The organism is Pseudomonas sp. NFX224, from assembly GCF_048565165.1.
GTDB lineage: Bacteria > Pseudomonadota > Gammaproteobacteria > Pseudomonadales > Pseudomonadaceae > Aquipseudomonas.
Window position 1 is genome coordinate 2,325,082 of record NZ_CP183416.1, and the last position, 16,773, is coordinate 2,341,854.

General features: G+C 60.4%; 16 protein-coding genes. 15 read left to right on the plus strand and 1 reads right to left on the minus strand.

Annotated elements, in window-relative coordinates; genetic code table 11:
• Positions 1 to 108 precede the first annotated feature (108 nt).
• The gene (locus ACNYC6_RS10450) at positions 109 to 786 is read right to left on the minus strand and encodes a hypothetical protein (protein ID WP_419712229.1); all 678 of its coding nucleotides are present in this window, start codon (positions 784 to 786) and stop codon (positions 109 to 111) included.
• 213 nt (positions 787 to 999) lie between these two features.
• Between ACNYC6_RS10450 and cbiE the strand changes: the two genes are divergently transcribed.
• From cbiE to urtA, 15 genes are all read left to right on the plus strand, one after another.
• On the plus strand, positions 1,000 to 2,211 hold the full coding sequence (gene cbiE, locus ACNYC6_RS10455) for a precorrin-6y C5,15-methyltransferase (decarboxylating) subunit CbiE (RefSeq protein WP_419712230.1): 1,212 nt from the start codon (positions 1,000 to 1,002) through the stop codon (positions 2,209 to 2,211).
• Positions 2,204 to 3,301 carry a cobalt-precorrin-5B (C(1))-methyltransferase gene (locus ACNYC6_RS10460; RefSeq protein ID WP_419712231.1) on the plus strand — a complete coding sequence of 366 codons (1,098 nt, stop codon included), beginning with the start codon at positions 2,204 to 2,206 and terminating at the stop codon, positions 3,299 to 3,301. Before cbiE ends, ACNYC6_RS10460 begins: the two co-directional genes overlap by 8 nt.
• Positions 3,298 to 4,035: a cobalt-precorrin-6A reductase gene (locus tag ACNYC6_RS10465; protein ID WP_419712232.1), complete on the plus strand. Its 738-nt coding sequence runs from the start codon at positions 3,298 to 3,300 to the stop codon at positions 4,033 to 4,035. The genes ACNYC6_RS10460 and ACNYC6_RS10465 overlap by 4 nt, the downstream gene beginning before the upstream one ends.
• A gap of 183 nt (positions 4,036 to 4,218) precedes the next feature.
• Entirely contained in the window at positions 4,219 to 4,521 is a 303-nt protein-coding gene (locus ACNYC6_RS10470) for a type II toxin-antitoxin system RelE/ParE family toxin (protein ID WP_419712233.1), read from the plus strand.
• 3 nt (positions 4,522 to 4,524) lie between these two features.
• On the plus strand, positions 4,525 to 4,815 hold the full coding sequence (locus tag ACNYC6_RS10475; protein WP_419712234.1) for an addiction module antidote protein: 291 nt from the start codon (positions 4,525 to 4,527) through the stop codon (positions 4,813 to 4,815).
• A 98-nt stretch (positions 4,816 to 4,913) separates the two neighbouring features.
• Positions 4,914 to 5,312 carry a DUF2946 domain-containing protein gene (locus tag ACNYC6_RS10480; RefSeq protein WP_419712235.1) on the plus strand — a complete coding sequence of 133 codons (399 nt, stop codon included), beginning with the start codon at positions 4,914 to 4,916 and terminating at the stop codon, positions 5,310 to 5,312.
• A 48-nt stretch (positions 5,313 to 5,360) separates the two neighbouring features.
• Positions 5,361 to 5,840 carry a copper chaperone PCu(A)C gene (locus ACNYC6_RS10485; RefSeq protein WP_419712236.1) on the plus strand — a complete coding sequence of 160 codons (480 nt, stop codon included), beginning with the start codon at positions 5,361 to 5,363 and terminating at the stop codon, positions 5,838 to 5,840.
• 21 nt (positions 5,841 to 5,861) lie between these two features.
• Entirely contained in the window at positions 5,862 to 6,329 is a 468-nt protein-coding gene (locus tag ACNYC6_RS10490; RefSeq protein ID WP_419712237.1) for a DUF2946 domain-containing protein, read from the plus strand.
• Positions 6,330 to 6,412: 83 nt separating this feature from the next.
• The gene (locus ACNYC6_RS10495) at positions 6,413 to 8,530 is read left to right on the plus strand and encodes a TonB-dependent copper receptor (RefSeq protein ID WP_419712238.1); all 2,118 of its coding nucleotides are present in this window, start codon (positions 6,413 to 6,415) and stop codon (positions 8,528 to 8,530) included.
• A 109-nt stretch (positions 8,531 to 8,639) separates the two neighbouring features.
• The gene (locus ACNYC6_RS10500) at positions 8,640 to 10,019 is read left to right on the plus strand and encodes a PepSY-associated TM helix domain-containing protein (RefSeq protein WP_419712239.1); all 1,380 of its coding nucleotides are present in this window, start codon (positions 8,640 to 8,642) and stop codon (positions 10,017 to 10,019) included.
• Positions 10,020 to 10,172: 153 nt separating this feature from the next.
• The gene (locus ACNYC6_RS10505; protein ID WP_419712240.1) at positions 10,173 to 12,293 is read left to right on the plus strand and encodes a TonB-dependent receptor; all 2,121 of its coding nucleotides are present in this window, start codon (positions 10,173 to 10,175) and stop codon (positions 12,291 to 12,293) included.
• A 114-nt stretch (positions 12,294 to 12,407) separates the two neighbouring features.
• Complete coding sequence (locus ACNYC6_RS10510) at positions 12,408 to 13,196, plus strand: ABC transporter ATP-binding protein (protein WP_419712241.1); 789 nt, start codon at positions 12,408 to 12,410, stop codon at positions 13,194 to 13,196.
• On the plus strand, positions 13,193 to 14,143 hold the full coding sequence (locus tag ACNYC6_RS10515) for an ABC transporter substrate-binding protein (RefSeq protein WP_419712242.1): 951 nt from the start codon (positions 13,193 to 13,195) through the stop codon (positions 14,141 to 14,143). The genes ACNYC6_RS10510 and ACNYC6_RS10515 overlap by 4 nt, the downstream gene beginning before the upstream one ends.
• A complete protein-coding gene (locus ACNYC6_RS10520; protein WP_419712243.1) occupies positions 14,140 to 15,150 on the plus strand; it encodes a FecCD family ABC transporter permease in 1,011 nt (336 codons plus the stop codon). The genes ACNYC6_RS10515 and ACNYC6_RS10520 overlap by 4 nt, the downstream gene beginning before the upstream one ends.
• Positions 15,151 to 15,374: 224 nt before the next feature.
• Positions 15,375 to 16,640: an urea ABC transporter substrate-binding protein gene (gene urtA / locus ACNYC6_RS10525; protein ID WP_057712186.1), complete on the plus strand. Its 1,266-nt coding sequence runs from the start codon at positions 15,375 to 15,377 to the stop codon at positions 16,638 to 16,640.
• The last annotated feature ends 133 nt before the right edge of the window (positions 16,641 to 16,773 follow it).

Consider the following 16,773-nt stretch of genomic DNA (forward strand, 5'->3'; position numbering starts at 1 on the left):
GGAAAAGTGCGCCGTATTATGCCTGCTTTGCTCCACCGCATGAAAAGACTCCGGTCGGATATCCTGTGCGTCCTGAACAGAACCCCGCGTAATGGCCGTTGCCGACAGTTACTGCATCGTCAGTTCAATCTCCCTCAGGCGCATTTCTTTAACGGCCTCTTGAAGAGGCTCCCTGTAAGTATTGATGCCCCGCCGGTTTATCGCGAAGCGCCGTACGCGAACATCGAGCTGTGATTGCGGATTGGCCACTTCCCAGAATAAAAATGAGCTGCCCCAGTTAGAACCGAGCAACCGCACATTGGTCAGCACGATCTCAAGTTCGCCATACCGGTTGTATTCAGCGGGCAGGAAGCGGAAGTCACCTGACTGACTGGCACTGGAGGTCAATAGTTGAAGCGCCGCAGGGTTGTTTTCGAGCAAGGTGAAGGTTTCCTTCATCAAGCTCAACTTCGCTCGGCTGACCTGCGTCGACAGAGCCTTTGACCACGCGTCCATCAAGCGGCCCGTAAAGTCGTTATCGACGACAATCACGGGTTGGTGCTCCAGACTCCAGCCGACAGACCAAAGCACCCCCGAGTAAAACTCGAACCATTGAGCGGGGTCTTGCTCTTGGTCATGGCGAAGGTCTGCGCAACTCTCCGCCCAACGCATGCTGTTCTTGATGAACTGCCTGTCGTCTGCGGATAAGCCTGGATAGTACGCCAGTAAATTGCTGTCGAGTACTGAGGCGGCCTTTTCAAGGCGTGGCGTTGTCGTTTTCTGAGCGTCCTGCAAAGTAGTATCCATGGTGTTTCCCCTGCCTTCCTGGCATTGGTTGATTGAACCTTGAGGGTTTAATCCAAGGCGAAATTCACACTAACAACAAAAAACCACCGGCTAAAAAAACATCATCAACATTTGATGTCAGCCCCAGCACGACAGAGAAGAGAACGCAGTCAGCCCGGGAAAGCCGCGTTATCATGCCATCCAACATCGATGAACGCGTGATTGAGGAACGGCATGACACCCTGGCTGACGGTAGTAGGCATCGGTGAAGACGGTTTCAAAGGTCTGGGCAAAAACGCCCGGCATGCGCTGCTGCGTGCCTCACGGATCTTCGGCGGTCAACGGCATCTGGATTTATTGCCGCCGTGCATTCGCGGTGAACGCCAATGCTGGCCGAGTCCGTTCTCCGTCCAACCAGTGCTGGCGCTGCGTGGCGAACCTGTCTGTGTGTTGGCGAGCGGCGATCCAATGTTCTTCGGTGTCGGCGCCAGCCTCGCCCGGCAACTGCCCAACGATGAAATGCTGATCCTCCCGGCGCCCTCGTCTTGCTCACTGGCCGCTGCACGCATGGGTTGGTCCTTGCAGGACGTGGTCACGTTGTCAGTCGTTGCCCGTCCCGTCGCCGCGCTCAGCGCACAATTTTTCAGCGGCGTGCGCTTGCTGGTGCTGAGCAACGATGGAAATAGCCCCGCCGCCATCGCCGCACTGTTGCGTGAACGAGGCTTCGGCCCGAGCCGGATGACGGTGCTCGAACATTTGGGCGGCACCGCCGAGCGGCGTATCGACGGCACCGCCAATGACTGGGCCGATCCGCTAATCGCCGACCTGAACCTGATCGCCATCGATTGCCTGGCTGAACCCACCGCGCTGCGCCTGTCACGACTGGCCGGGCTGCCGGACAGCGCATTCAGGCACGATGGCCAGATCACCAAGCGCGACATCCGCGCAATCACCCTCGCGCGCCTGGCCCCCACCCCCGGCGAACTGCTGTGGGATGTCGGTGCCGGCAGCGGTTCGATCGGCATCGAATGGATGCGCGCCCACCCGAGTTGCCGGGCACTGGCCATCGAAGCCGACGACGGGCGACAGCAACTGATCGAACACAACCGCGATGCGCTCGGCGTGCCCGGTCTGCAACTGATTCGCGGCCGCGCGCCGCAAGCCCTCGACGGCCTCGAACCTCCGGACGCGATCTTCATCGGTGGCGGCGTCACCCGCGAGGGTGTATTGGACGCCTGCTGGAACGCCCTCAAACCCGGTGGCCGGCTGATCGCCAACGCGGTCACGCTGCAAAGTGAAGTGACCCTGATGGCCTGGCGCGAACGACACGGCGGTGAGCTGACGCGCATTCATATCGCTCAGGCGCAGCCGCTGGGTGACTTCGATACCTGGCGCCAGGCCTTGCCGATTACCGTGCTGGACATGACGAAACCACTCGATGCGTGACGAGACCGCCGAACAACCCGCACCGCTACGCAGCGGCCTGACCACGGGCAGCTGCGCCACCGCGACCAGTCTGGCGGCGGCTCGCCTGTTGCTCGCCGGCACGACGGCGGACGCTGTGGAAATCATCCTGCCCAAGGGCAAGCACGTGTCGATGCGCCTGGAGTTCTGCCGACTGGCGAATGAAGGTGCCGAAGCGGGAACCATCAAGGACGCGGGTGATGATCCGGACGTAACCCACGGCGCGCTACTCTACTCTCACGTGCGCCTGAACCATGAGCCGGGCATCCGCTTCAATGCCGGACGCGGGGTCGGCACGGTCACCCGTCCCGGGCTGGTACTAGGCGTCGGCGAGCCGGCGATCAACCCGGTGCCGCGCAAAATGATCAGCGAGCACCTGACCCGGCTGGCCGACGAGCTCGGCTACAGCGGCGGTTTCGAGGTCACGGTCAACGTCGAAAACGGCGAAGCCCTGGCACTGAAAACGATGAACCCGCGCCTGGGAATTCTCGGTGGCTTGTCGATCCTCGGCACCAGCGGCATCGTCCGACCGTTTTCCTGCGCCGCTTACATTGCCTCGATCCACCAGGGCATCGATGTGGCGAAAACCAACGGCTACCTGCACATTGCCGCCTGCACCGGCAACGCCAGCGAAGACACCATGCGCCGGGTCTACGATCTGCCGGAAATCGCCCTGATCGAAATGGGCGATTTCGTCGGCGCGGTGCTCAAGCATCTGCGCAAAGTGCCTGTGGATAAACTCAGCATCTGCGGCGGCTTCGGCAAGATCAGCAAACTGGCGGCCGGGCACATGGACTTGCACAGCCGGCATTCGAGCATTGACCTGCCACAACTGGCCGAATGGGCCGCCGCAGTCGGCGCCGATACAACGTTGCAGCAAGGCATCCGCGAAGCCAATACCAGCCAGCAAGCCCTGGCCATGGCCAGCGCAGCCGGTATCGCCCTCGGCGATGCGGTGTGCCGGCACGCCCTGGACTTTGCCCGCAGCGTGGTGCCGGCGCAGGTTCAAGTGGAAGTGTTTGCCATCGACCGCCAGGGCGGTGTTGTCGGCCACGCAGGAGCTTTTCAATGAAACGAATCTTGCTGCTCGGCGGCGTGACCGAGGCGCTTGCCATTGCCCGCACCTTGGGACCCGAGCACATCTACAGCCTCGCCGGCATCGGCCGGGTGCCGACGGATCTGAAATGCCAGGTTCGCGTCGGCGGTTATGGCGGTGCCGAGGGTCTGGCGCAGTTTATTCGCGATGAAGGCATCGATCTACTGCTCGATGCCACTCACCCCTACGCCGCACAAATCAGTCAAAACGCAGCGACTGCCTCGCGTTTGAGCGGCGTTCCCTGTTGGGCACTGCGGCGCCCGGCGTGGCAAGCGCAGGCCGGGGATGACTGGCGCGAAGTCAGCGATTGGTCCGAGCTGATCCAGGCCCTGAAACCCTTTCGCCGACCGCTGTTCACCCTCGGCCGCGAGCCATTGCAGCACCTGAACGAAATCCCGCCGGAGCAATTCTGGACCCTGCGCGCACTCGACGTTTACCCCGGTAATGAGCGCTGCGAAGTGATCGGCGCGCGCGGGCCGTTCCTGATCGATGATGAGCGGGAGTTGTTTGAGCGCCGGCAGATCGATGTGTTGATCAGTAAGAACAGCGGCAGCACGGCTACTGAGCCGAAGCTGGAAGTGGCGCGTGAGCGTGGGGTGCCGGTGTTGGTGTTGAAGCGGCCGGTGTTGCCGGGGGTTGAGCGGGAGTTTGGGTTGGTTCGAGAATTACTGGAAGCCATATCCCTGTCAGACCTTTCTCCAGGGCTGTAAAAGCCAGCGAATTAGCTGGCAAATTTTCAGGAAAGTGCTGGCTGTTCCCCTCAACAACTCAGCCATATATTCGAATTCCTTTAATCCGATCAAGCACAAGCCCGACGTTCACAGGGAATGGCTAGCCTCATCCCCAGAAAAGCGTTGCTTGCCAGCCCGTATCCCAAGGAATACGATTCAGACATGATCGACTTCGAACGGTCCCGAGAATTTGCTGATTGGCTCGACTCGTTGAGGGACACCATCGGTAAGGCTCGCATCATCGCCAGGCTCCGGGCTGCTGAACATGGAAGCTTTGGTGATTGTGTATCCGTTGGGGCGACGGTGTATGAAATGCGCGTTCATCATGGGCCTGGCTACCGGTTGTACTTCACACGCAGGGGCGAGGTGGTTTATCTACTGCTGGTGGGTGGAGACAAGTCGACTCAAAAACGAGATATCAAACGTGCCATTCAAATGGCGCAAAACATCGGTAATGAGGAGTAAATCATGGCCGAGCAATTTAGCCGTTTCGATGCCGCCGAGTTTCTCAAAACGCCGGAAGAAATGGCGGCTTACCTGGATGCCTGTTTTGACGAGGATGCCGGTGACGGCGTTCTAATACGTGCAGCACTCAACGATATCGCCAGAGCAAAAGGTATGACTCAAATTGCCCGTGATGCCGGCTTGGGACGTGAGAGTCTGTATAAAGCGCTGAGCAGTACCGGCAATCCCGAATTCGCGACTATCATGAAGGTTATGAAGGCGCTCGGTCTGCGTTTGCATGCCACCGTTGTCTGATGTGCTGCGACACCAAACCGCACGCACCTTTTTTACTTATCGGCCCTGATCAGGCTAAATAGCCCGCGCCTGATCGCCCACCCAAACGGATCTGTCCCATGTCCCGACAACGGCTCGCAATTGCCTGGATAGCCTGCTTCGCAGTGCTGTTCAACATGCTCGCCATGCCGATGTCCGGAGCAATGGCGCAGTCGGCGAAGTCACCCGCCGAACAATTGTTGTGGGGCAGTTTCTGCACGTCCGGCGGCACCAAACTGGTGGCGATCTCCATCGGCGATATTGAACAGAAAGCCCCGCAAAACGACGATCATTCCAACATGCAGCATTGCTGGTGCTGCTCCGGCTCCGCGCCATTGGTGGCGTTGCCCGGGCATATGCCGCAGTTGTATTTCGCGCAGTTCGAAGCCAATCGAAGCCTGCCCCCCGCCTCACTGAACGCCCCGTCACCGCGCCAGCAATGGCCGAGTCTCAATCCCCGCGCCTCGCCTCTGGTGTGATTCCTTCTCGCAATTGATCTGCGTTTTGAATCGCTCTGGAGAACTGCCATGTTGAACAAACTCATCGTTCTGGTCGCGTTGCTGCTGCCTGCCTGCTTTGCCAATGCCCACGAATACAAGGTCGGCGCACTGGAAATCGCCCATCCGTGGTCCCAGGAGTTGCCGCCGAATGCGCCGACCGTGGCTGCTTATTTCGTGATTCACAACTCAGGCACAAACGCAGACCGCTTGCTCAGCGTCGACTCGCCAATCTCTGGCGAAGCGCAACTGCACGAGCATGTGATGCAGAACGACCTGATGAAAATGCAGCAGGTTCCCAGTGTGGAAATCCCTGCCGGTGGCAACGTCACATTTGCACCAATGGCCTATCACGTCATGCTGCTGGGCTTGAAAGACCGCAGTCTGCTCAGTGATGGCAAGCGCTTTGCGATGACCCTGCACTTCGAGAAGTCCGGTGACGTGACGGTCGAAGTCGCGGTGCAGAAGCAGGCGCCCGAGGGTACGCAACAACACGCGCACGCCCAGTAATCAACTGAGCTGATCACGCCCATGCGCCCGCTTAGCGCCAGGTCCTCCAGTCCACGTCGTCAGCCAACGAGCCTGACACGCGGCAGCTGGATCAGCCTGTTTGCCATGCTGATGATCTTTATCGGTCCGCTGATTTCTCAGTCGATGCCGATGGATTCGCGTGCCATGTCAATGAGCATGCCTGTGGGCATGAACATGGACATGCCGATGGACGCGAGCATGGACATGTCGGCCATGGAGCACGCCGACCATGGGGCGCAGCCCACCGCCGAACACTGTCCGCCTGCGGCTGGGCACCATGCGATCTGGGAAAAATGCGGCTATTGCAGCCTGCTGTTCAATTGCCCGGCATTAACCAGCGGCGGGTCCTTCGTCGCTTTCAATATCCCGCCGGTCAACACGTTCACCATACCCTCCCCGCGCCTGGGCCATGCCCGGCAAACCTTCTTCCCCGGCGCCCGCACCCGCGCCCCACCCGTCGTCGCGTAAACAGCCAACTCTGATTCACACGGTTTAGAAGACAGCTTCTGGTTGTCTGCCGTGTCGTTTACGTCTGCTCGATGGAAATTGTCATGTCCAGGTTTTCTGCTGACACAGGCTTGAGCCCTGCCCAAGCCCTTTTTACCCAGAACGAATCCAGCATTCGTTTCAGGCACGCCACTGCGATTCTGTGCAGTGCGTTGCTGGCGCCCTCCGCGCTGGCCAATGAACACGCCGGTCACAGTGAAGAGCTGAGCCCGACGGTCATCACCGCCATTGCCCCGAGCTCACCGCTGACCATCGTCACCAACCCGAAAGACCCGCGCCAACCGGTGCCGGCGAGCGACGGCTCGGACTATCTGAAGACCATTCCGGGTTTCGCCCAGGTGCGCAATGGCGGCACCAACGGTGACCCGGTGCTGCGCGGCATGTTCGGTTCGCGACTGAACATCCTTACCAACGGCGGCATGATGCTCGGCGCCTGCCCTGGGCGGATGGACGCACCAACCTCGTACATCTCGCCGGAAACCTACGACACGTTGACCGTAATCAAAGGCCCGCAAACCGTGCTCTGGGGCCCTGGCGCTTCGGCGGGCACCATCCTTTTCGATCGCGAGCCGGAAAGCTTCGGCGAACTCGGCACTCGGGTAAACGCCAGCATGCTGGCCGGTTCCAACGGCCGCTTCGACAAACTGGTGGACGCCGCTGCCGGTGGGCCGCTGGGTTACGTGCGAGTGATCGGCAACACCGCGCATGCCGACGACTATCGGGATGGCAACAATGACACCGTCCCGTCGCGCTATGACAAATGGAACGGCGACGTCGCGCTCGGCTGGACCCCGGATGCCGACACCTTGCTGGAACTGACCGCCGGCAAGGGCGACGGCGAGGCGCGTTACGCCGGTCGCGGCATGGACGGCTCGCAGTTCAAACGTGAAAGCCTCGGCCTGCGTTTCGAAAAATCCAACATCAGCGACGTGATGGAAAAACTCGAGGCACAGGTCTACTACAACTACGCCGACCACGTCATGGACAACTACACCCTGCGCGCACCGTCCGGCACCGGAATGATGGCTGGCCCCATGGCCTCCAACGTCGACCGCCGCACCCTCGGTGCGCGAATCAAGGGCACCTGGCGCTGGGCCGACGTGCAGTTGATCAGCGGCATCGATGCGCAGACCAATGAGCATCGTCAACGCAACGCAATGGGCATCGACACCTATAAGGACCTGCCGTACACCAAGGACGCCGACTTCCACAATTACGGTGTGTTTGGGGAGCTGAGCTGGTACGCCGCCGAGCGTGACCGACTGATCAGCGGCGCACGCCTGGATCGTGCTTCGGCCAAGGATTTTCGCCAGACCACCGGTTCGGGAATGATGACCCGGCCGAACCCGACCGCCGACGACACCCGCGCCGATACCCTGCCGAGCGGTTTCATCCGCTACGAGCATGACCTGGCCGACAGCCCGACCACGTTGTATGCGGGCGTGGGGCATACCCAGCGGTTCCCGGATTACTGGGAGCTGTTTTCGCCCGACTCCGGCCCCGCCGGATCGGTGAATGCCTTCGATTCGATCAAGCCGGAAAAAACCACCCAGCTCGACTTCGGCCTGCAATACAAAACCGAAGTCCTCGAAGCCTGGGCCTCGGCCTACGTCGGCCAGGTACGCGACTACATCTTGTTCAACTACACGCCCGGGATGATGGGCATGACCTCGCAAGCCGAGAACATCGACGCGCGAATCATGGGTGGCGAACTCGGCGCTGCCTATAACTTCAGCCAAAACTGGAAAGCCGATGCGACCCTGGCCTACGCCTGGGGCAAGAACAGCAGCGATGGCAGTGCATTGCCGCAAATGCCACCGCTGGATGCGCGTTTCGGCCTGACCTATAGCGAAGACAACTGGAGCGCCGGCGCACTGTGGAGAGTGGTCGCCGCGCAAAACCGCATTGACCAGAACAAAGGCAACGTGGTCGGCAAGGACTTCGACAAGACACCCGGTTTCGCGGTGTTCTCCCTTAACGGTGCCTATCGGATCAACAGCCACTGGAAGGTCAGCAGCGGCGTCGACAACCTGTTCGGCAAGGCTTACGCCGAACACTTGAACCTGGCCGGCAACGCCGGTTTCGGCTACCCGGCCAATGACCCGCAAGCCATCAAGGAACCGGGGCGCACGCTCTGGACCAAGGTGGACATGAGTTTCTAAAAGCTTCGCAGGCAGCCCGCTCCCCTGTGGGAGCGAGCCTGCTCGCGATCGGTTGCGCAGCAACCGCCAACACACAACTAGAAGATCCAAGCCAAGCGGAGCACACGTGATGAAACAGCCCAAAGTGAATTTCTACAACCTGGCCTGGCGCTGGCATTTCTATGCCGGATTGTTCGTTGCGCCATTCATGGTGATGCTGGCCCTGACCGGCACCATTTACCTGTTCAAACCACAGCTCGACTCGCTGATGTACAGCAGCCTGCTCAACGTCCCCGCCGGCCATCACTCGATCCCGGCCGACGACCTGCTCAAGCGCGTCAAAGACTCGTATCCACAAGGCACGATCAAGCAGTACCTGCCACCGGTCAACGCCGAACGCAGCGCGCAGTTTGTCGTGCTCAACGCTGGCAGCGAACTGAACGTGTTCGTCGATCCGTACCACGGTGACATCCTCGGCGAGCAAGACGCCAAGAAGAACCTGCAAGCCATCGCGCGGGCGATCCACGGCGAGTTGATGATCGGCACCGTCGGTGACCGGTTGATTGAAATGGCCGCCGGTTGGGGCGTGGTGCTGGTGGTTTCCGGGGTATTCCTGTGGTGGCCGCGCGGCCAGGCGGCTGGCATTCTGTGGCCGCGCTTGAGCAGTCGCGGCCGCATCTTGTGGCGCGACCTGCATGCCGTTACCGGGTTCTGGGGCGCGTCCCTGTTGCTGGTGATGCTGCTCAGCGGCATGACCTGGACCGGGTTCTGGGGCCAGCAGTACGCGGCCGTCTGGAACGTCTTTCCGGCGGCGATGTGGGATGACGTACCGAAGTCCGATGTCGAGGCTCGCAGCCTCAACAGCGCCACCCGCCAGACTGTGCCATGGGCGATGGAAAACACACCGATGCCGATGTCCGGCGACCACGCCGAACACATGGCCCACGGTGGTACACAAGCCGGCCCGGCCGCGCCGACCATCAGCTTGCAGGATGTGCAAGACATCGCCACCCAAAGCAAAGTTGAACCGGGTTACAGCATCACCTTCCCGACCACCGCCACCGGCGTATTCACCATCGCGGTTTTTGCCGATGACCCGCGCAACGATGCCACCCTGCATGTCGATCAGTACACCGGCAAGGTCCTCGCCGATGTGCGCTACGAACAATACGGCACCGTCGCCCGCGCCACGGAAATCGGCGTGATGCTGCACGAAGGCAAGATGTTCGGTGTGGTCAACCAGATCATCGTGCTGCTGATTTGCCTGATGATCCTGCTCAGCGCCGTCAGCGGTGTGGTGATCTGGTGGAAGCGTCGTCCGCAAGGCAAGTTCGGCGTACCGCCCCTGCGTCACGACCTGCCGAAATGGAAAACCGCGATGGTGCTCATGTTCGCGCTGGCGGTGGCGTTCCCGTTGGTAGGAGCATCTCTGGTGGTGGTGTGGTTGCTGGATCGTGTACTGCTGTCGCGCTTCACCCGACAAACTGAAAGCGCTTCACCTTCATCATGAAACAGGCGAGATGCGCGGTTTAGAGAGGCCTGTACACTTTCGGCGCTTATCGCACGGTCTCTGTTAGCGTTAACCCATAACGCAACAGTACCGCCCGACCCGCAGCCTGCGTGCTGCGGGTTTTCTTTTTTGAAGAAGTGATTCGCCGCCCCGATGAACCAGTACCTCTTGTCCGGCCTGTGCCTGCTCGCCGTGAACACCAGCGCCCACGCGCAGCCCTTGACTCTACCCGCCGGCACCATCACTGCCCCGGCCATTGACGACGAAACCGTCAACCTGAATACCCCGACCACCGCCGGTTCGCGGCTGAACCTCACATCGCTGGAGACGCCGGCCAGTGTCGAAAGTCTGACCGGTGAGCAAATCCGTGCGCGTGGTGATCGCAGTGTGCAGGACGCGGTTTCGCGCAGCACCGGCATCAGTCGCACCGGCACGCCGGGCGACGGCGGTACGTCGTTGCAGGCACGGGGCTTTACCGGGCAAAGTTCGGTGATGCAGTTGTATGACAGCAATCGCCTGTACACCGGCATGGGCACCGTGACGTTCCCGGTGGACACCTGGTCGGTGGAGCGCATCGATGTGCTGCGCGGCCCGGCGTCGGTGTTGTATGGCGAAGGCGCTACCGGTGCGGTGGTCAACGTGATCCCGAAAAAACCTTTCGAAGGCGAGATCGAAAACCACCTGCGAGTGGGCTACGGCTCTTACGACAGCCAGCAACAGGCCTTCGACAGTGGCGGTTCGCTGAGCGATACCCTGAGCTACCGACTGAACCTCAATCGCCTGCGCAGCAATGGCTGGATTGATCGCGGCGACTCGTCCAGCGACTTCATCAGCGCCGCCCTGCGCTGGCAGGCGACCGATGATCTGGCGTTCACCCTCGCCCACGACTACGGCGACCAGAACCCGATGAACTACTTCGGTACACCGCTGATTAACGGGCGCTTCCACGAAGGTCTGCGGGACAAGAACTACAACATCAGCAATGACAAACAGCACTACAACGATCAATGGACGCGCCTGACCAGCGATTGGCAGATCAACGACAACGTCAGCGCCAGCAACGAACTCTATTACCTCAAGGCCCAGCGCCGCTGGCAGAACGCCGAGAACTACAACTTCGACAGCGACAGTCAGCAACTGAGCCGCAGCGGTTACTTCGGGATCGGTCACAAGCAGGAGCAGGTGGGCGACCGCCAGACCGTCACCTTCAAACATTCGCTGTTCGGCCTCGACAGCCAGACGGTCACCGGTGTCGATTACAACCGCATCCGTTTTCAGCTCGACAGCAACTCGCCATTCAATGACGTACTGGCGGACGGGCAACCGATCGATCTGCATCACCCGCAACCGGGACGGTTCGAAAGTGCCGACCCCTACCGCGATCAATTCCAGAGCACCACCAAACAGATGTCGGCGTTTGCCGAAAACCGTACGCAACTGAGCGAGCGCTGGTCGCTGGTGACCGGTGCGCGCCGCGACTATGTGCAGGTGGATCGCGACAACCTGGTCGATGGTAGCCAGAGCGCCAAGACCCTGACGGGCAACAACTGGAAGGCCGGGCTGGTTTTCGCGGTGACCCCGGACACCTCGATCTACGGCCAGTACGCCACCAGCACCGACGGTGTCGGCGGGTTGATCTCCCTGAGTCCGAGCCAGCAGCAGTACGATTTGTCCACGGCGAAACAGACCGAAATCGGGCTCAAGCAAATGTTCTGGAATCAGCGCGGCGAGTGGACGCTGGCGGCCTATCGCATCGTCAAAAAGAAACTGCTGACCGATGATCCGGGTAATCCGACGCTCAAGCAGCAGGTCGGCCAGCAATCGTCCAATGGCCTGGAAGCCAGCCTCGATCTGCAACTGCCTGCCGCCTGGCAATTGCAGGCCAACGCCTCCATCGTCAAGGCCAAGTACGATGACTTTGAAGAAGTGATCGACGGTGCGACGGTATCGCGCAACGGCAATCGCCCAGTGGATGTGCCCCGACGTACCGCGAATGTGTGGCTGAGCAAAGCGCTCAGCGATGACCTGAAAGCAGGCGCCGGTGTGCGTTATGTCGATGCGCGTTACGCCGATATGGCCAACCGCAATGAGCTGCCAAGCTACACCGTGGTCGATGCCACGTTGTCCTGGAAAGCGCTGCGCAATACCACGCTGGGTTTGCAGGTGAACAATTTGTTCGATCGCCAGTACGCGCAAAGCCAATACAATGACGGGCAGCAGTGGATCCTGGGTGAGCCTCGCTCGTTCTTCGTCACTGCAGATTACACCTTCTGATTCAAAGGCCCCTTCGCGCGCAAGCCCGATCCCACATTGGAATGCGGTCAACTGTGGGAGCGGGCTTGCCCGCGAAAGGGCCATCAGCAACACCGACTATTTCAGAGTAGATGCATGACCTCGCTGAACCTCACAAACCTCGCCTGGACACCCCTCGGTCACGGCCACTGTCATCACCAGTTCCAGCTGCGTGATGCCTCGCTGCAGGTGGCTGCCGGAGAGTTTGTCGGGTTGATCGGCCCCAACGGCAGCGGCAAGACCAGTCTGCTGCGTTGTGCATGGCGCTTCAGCAAACCGGAAAGCGGCGAGGTCAGGCTCGACCACCAGAACGTCTGGAAGCAATCCTCACGCTGGTGCGCGCAACGCATCGCCGTGGTGCTGCAAGAATTTCCCGATGCCTTCGGCCTGACCGTGGACGAAGTGGTCGCCATGGGCCGCACGCCGCACAAAGGCCTGTTCGATGGCGATACCCTGGAAGACTCCCGACTGATTGATCAGGCGTTGCAATCCGTTGGCCTCAAGGGCTTCGACGGCCATGCCTTCTCCACGCTGTCCGGTGGCGAAAAACAGCGGGTGATTCTCGCCCGCGCGCTGGCGCAGCAACCGCAACTGCTGATACTCGACGAGCCGACCAATCACCTCGACCCGCGCTATCAGCTGGAGCTGTTGCAGTTGGTCAAGCGCTTGAAGATCGGCACGCTGGCGAGCATCCACGACCTGAATCTGGCCGCCGCATTTTGTGACCGACTCTACGTGATCAATCACGGTCGCATCGTCGCCAGCGGTACACCGAAAGAAGTCCTGACCGCCGCACTGTTGCGCGACGTATTCGGCGTCGAAGCACTGATCGATGAACACCCCTTGCACGGCTACCCACGAATGACCTGGATAACCCAACCATGAACTTTCTGCGCTCCTGCCTTTCCCTCGTTCTGTTGCTGGGCAGCACCCAGGCATTGGCCGAGGCCACGCACTACCCGTTGACGATCCAGAGTTGCAACCGTGAGGTGACCTTCCAGCAAGCACCGAAACACGCGGTCAGCCATGACATCAACATGACCCAGATGATGCTCGCCCTCGGCCTCAAGCCGCAGATGGCGGGCTACAGCGGCGTGTCTGGCTGGAAGTCGGTGACGCCCGAGATGCAGACCATCCTCGACGGCTTACCGGAGCTGGCGGCCAAGTACCCGTCAGTGGAAACCCTGCTCAACGCCAATGTCGATTTTTTCTTCGCTGGCTGGGATTACGGCATGCGCGTGGGCGGTGATCTCACGCCGCAAACCCTGCAACCGCTGGGCATCAATGTGTATGAGTTGACCGAGTCTTGCGCCTTCGTGATGAAGCGTCCACCGGCCAGTCTGGAGGACACCTACAACGACCTGCGCAACCTCGGCAAAATTTTCGACGTGCAGGATCGCGCCAACGCGGTCATCGCCAGGATGCAGACGCAAGTCACCGAGATTCGCAAAGACCTGCCCGCCGACAAACCACGGGTGTTCCTGTACGACAGTGGCGAAGACCGGGCCATGACGTCCGGTCGCCTGGGCATGCCCCAAGCGCTGATCGACGCCGCTGGCGGGCGCAACATTCTCGACGACGTCGACGCGAGCTGGACCCGGGTCAACTGGGAGAACGTGGTCGAGCGCAATCCGCAGGTGATCGTGATCGTCGACTACGGCGAAGTCACCGCCGCACAGAAGATTGAATTTTTGCGCAACAACAAGGCGCTGCAATCGGTGGACGCGATCAAGCACCAGCGCTTCATCGTCATTCCATATGTGCAAGCCACGCCGGGAATCGATAACGTGCTGGCCGTCGAAACCCTGGCCAAAGGTTTCCACGGCGCATGATCAATCGTCGCTACGCCTTGTTGCTGATTGCCCTCGGCGCGCTGTTGCTGGTGTCGTGCGTGGTGTCGCTGGGTTTCGGTCCAGCGCGGGTGCCGGTAGACGTGGTGTGGCGGATTCTGTTGCACAAACTGTTCGGCTCCGGTGTGCCGGACTGGAGCGTCGGGCAGGAACATATCGTCTGGCTGATCCGCGTGCCGCGCATGTTGCTCGGTGCATTGGTCGGCGCCGGTTTGGCGCTGATCGGCGCGGTGCTGCAAGCGGTGACGCGCAATCCGCTGGCCGATCCGCACTTGCTTGGCGTCACGTCCGGCGCAACGCTCGGCGCGGTGATCGTGGTGTTGCACGTCGGTGAAATCGTCGGGCTGCTGACCTTGCCGATTGCGGCGTTCATCGGTGCGTTGCTGAGCATGCTGGTGGTGCTGATGATCGCCAGCCGTCACGGTCGCCTGGACAGTGATCGTCTGTTGTTGTGTGGCGTGGCGGTGTCATTCGTGATGATGGCGATGGCCAATCTGCTGCTGTTCATGGGCGACCACCGCGCCAGTTCGGCGGTGATGTTCTGGATGCTTGGCGGCCTCGGGCTGGCGCGTTGGGAGTTGTTGGCCGTGCCCGCCGTCAGTGTGCTGCTCGGTTTGGTTCTACTGCTGGGCATGGCGCGACCGTTGAACGCGCTGATGGCAGGTGAACAAACAGCGGTGACCCTCGGCTTGAATGCGCGCACCGTTCGCCTGCGGGTCTTTTTGATTGCCTCATTGATGACCGGGGTGCTGGTGTCGATCAGCGGCTCTATCGGTTTTGTCGGGTTGATGGTGCCGCACATTGCACGGCGTCTGGTGGGTGCCGAGCATCGTCGCTTGTTACCGGTGTGCGTGTTGCTGGGCAGTGTGTTTCTGGTTTGGGTCGACGTTGCTGCAAGGACATTGATCGCCCCGGAAGATTTGCCCATTGGCGTGGCCACCGCAGCCATTGGCGGCCTGTTCTTCATAGGCCTGATGCGGCGCCGCTAACCGACCTTCGCCTTCTACACCTACAGAGATTAGTGCGCCAATGTGGCGCATGGCGGCGCACCAGCGCACGCAAGCCGACCCTTCATGGTGCGCCACCAAGCCGCGCAACCACTCTAAAACGACATTTCCCTGCCTTTCCCCGACCGGGCACAGCCCTTGCTAAAGACCCTTCAGTAGTCCGCATCTGCCACCAAGAAAATTCATGAGTTCATGGAGATCGCACAATGAAGCGTCGCAGTTTGATCAAGGCTTTCACACTCTCGGCATCCATTGCCGCGATGGGCATGACCTGGACTGTCCAGGCCGCCGAGACCATCAAGGTCGGTATTCTGCATTCGTTGTCCGGCACCATGGCGATCTCCGAAACATCGCTCAAAGACATGGCGCTGATGACCATCGACGAGATCAACGCCAAGGGTGGCGTGAACGGCAAGATGCTGGAGCCGGTGGTCGTGGACCCGGCATCGAACTGGCCGCTGTTCGCGGAAAAGGGTCGTCAACTGCTAACCCAGGACAAGGTCGCCGTGGTGTTCGGTTGCTGGACGTCCGTGTCGCGTAAATCGGTGTTGCCGGTGTTCGAAGAACTCAACGGCCTGCTGTTCTACCCGGTGCAATACGAAGGCGAAGAAATGTCGCCGAACGTGTTCTACACCGGCGCAGCACCGAACCAGCAGGCGATCCCTGCCGTTGAATACCTGATGAGCGAAGAAGGCGGCAGCGCCAAGCGCTACTTCCTGCTCGGCACCGACTACGTCTACCCGCGCACCACCAACAAAATCCTGCGCTCGTTCCTGCATTCCAAAGGCGTGGCCGACAAGGACATCGAAGAGGTCTACACCCCGTTCGGTCACAGCGACTACCAAACCATCGTTGCCAACATCAAGAAATTCTCGGCCGGTGGCAAGACCGCAGTTATCTCCACGGTCAACGGCGACTCCAACGTGCCGTTCTATAAAGAGCTGGCGAACCAGGGTCTGAAAGCCACCGACGTTCCGGTCGTGGCGTTCTCGGTCGGTGAAGAAGAGCTGCGCGGCATCGACACCAAACCATTGGTGGGCAACCTCGCGGCCTGGAACTACTTCGAATCGGTAGAGAACCCGGCGAACAAGAAATTCGTAGCCGACTGGAAGGCCTACGCCAAGAAACACAACCTGCCGGGCGCCGACAAAGCGGTGACCAATGACCCGATGGAAGCCACCTACGTCGGCATCCACATGTGGGCGCAAGCCGCCGAAAAAGCCAAGTCCACCGACGTCGACAAAGTCCGCGAAGCCCTTGGTGGCCAGACCTTTGCCGCACCGTCGGGCTACACCCTGACCATGGACAAGACCAACCATCACCTGCACAAACCAGTGATGATCGGCGAGATCCAGGCCGATGGTCAGTTCAACGTTGTATGGCAGACCGAAGGGCCGATCCGCGCCCAGCCATGGAGCCCGTTCATTCCGGGTAACGACAAGAAGCCGGACTATGCGATGAAGAGCAACTAAGCCACTGGATGTCGAGGCCTGAGCATGGAGCCCGGGCCCGACACAACTCCCTGCGGGAGCTGTTTATTGTGGCGAGGGAGCTTGCTCCCTCGCCACAGAGACCAGCCTTCACATCTAGTCCGAGCAAGGCGAC

Excerpts from the sequence above, each read along its gene's own strand:
- ACNYC6_RS10480 (WP_419712235.1), top strand. The coding sequence starts at position 4,914 with ATGTCCCGACAACGGCTCGCAATTGCCTGGATAGCCTGCTTCGCAGTG.
- ACNYC6_RS10465 (WP_419712232.1), top strand. The coding sequence starts at position 3,298 with ATGAAACGAATCTTGCTGCTCGGCGGCGTGACCGAGGCGCTTGCCATT.
- ACNYC6_RS10505 (WP_419712240.1), top strand. The coding sequence starts at position 10,173 with ATGAACCAGTACCTCTTGTCCGGCCTGTGCCTGCTCGCCGTGAACACC.
- ACNYC6_RS10495 (WP_419712238.1), top strand. The coding sequence starts at position 6,413 with ATGTCCAGGTTTTCTGCTGACACAGGCTTGAGCCCTGCCCAAGCCCTT.
- ACNYC6_RS10500 (WP_419712239.1), top strand. The coding sequence starts at position 8,640 with ATGAAACAGCCCAAAGTGAATTTCTACAACCTGGCCTGGCGCTGGCAT.
- ACNYC6_RS10485 (WP_419712236.1), top strand. The coding sequence starts at position 5,361 with ATGTTGAACAAACTCATCGTTCTGGTCGCGTTGCTGCTGCCTGCCTGC.
- ACNYC6_RS10515 (WP_419712242.1), top strand. The coding sequence starts at position 13,193 with ATGAACTTTCTGCGCTCCTGCCTTTCCCTCGTTCTGTTGCTGGGCAGC.
- ACNYC6_RS10510 (WP_419712241.1), top strand. The coding sequence starts at position 12,408 with ATGACCTCGCTGAACCTCACAAACCTCGCCTGGACACCCCTCGGTCAC.
- ACNYC6_RS10520 (WP_419712243.1), top strand. The coding sequence starts at position 14,140 with ATGATCAATCGTCGCTACGCCTTGTTGCTGATTGCCCTCGGCGCGCTG.
- ACNYC6_RS10490 (WP_419712237.1), top strand. The coding sequence starts at position 5,862 with ATGCGCCCGCTTAGCGCCAGGTCCTCCAGTCCACGTCGTCAGCCAACG.
- cbiE (WP_419712230.1), top strand. The coding sequence starts at position 1,000 with ATGACACCCTGGCTGACGGTAGTAGGCATCGGTGAAGACGGTTTCAAA.
- ACNYC6_RS10470 (WP_419712233.1), top strand. The coding sequence starts at position 4,219 with ATGATCGACTTCGAACGGTCCCGAGAATTTGCTGATTGGCTCGACTCG.
- ACNYC6_RS10450 (WP_419712229.1), bottom strand. The coding sequence starts at position 786 with ATGGATACTACTTTGCAGGACGCTCAGAAAACGACAACGCCACGCCTT.
- ACNYC6_RS10475 (WP_419712234.1), top strand. The coding sequence starts at position 4,525 with ATGGCCGAGCAATTTAGCCGTTTCGATGCCGCCGAGTTTCTCAAAACG.
- urtA (WP_057712186.1), top strand. The coding sequence starts at position 15,375 with ATGAAGCGTCGCAGTTTGATCAAGGCTTTCACACTCTCGGCATCCATT.
- ACNYC6_RS10460 (WP_419712231.1), top strand. The coding sequence starts at position 2,204 with ATGCGTGACGAGACCGCCGAACAACCCGCACCGCTACGCAGCGGCCTG.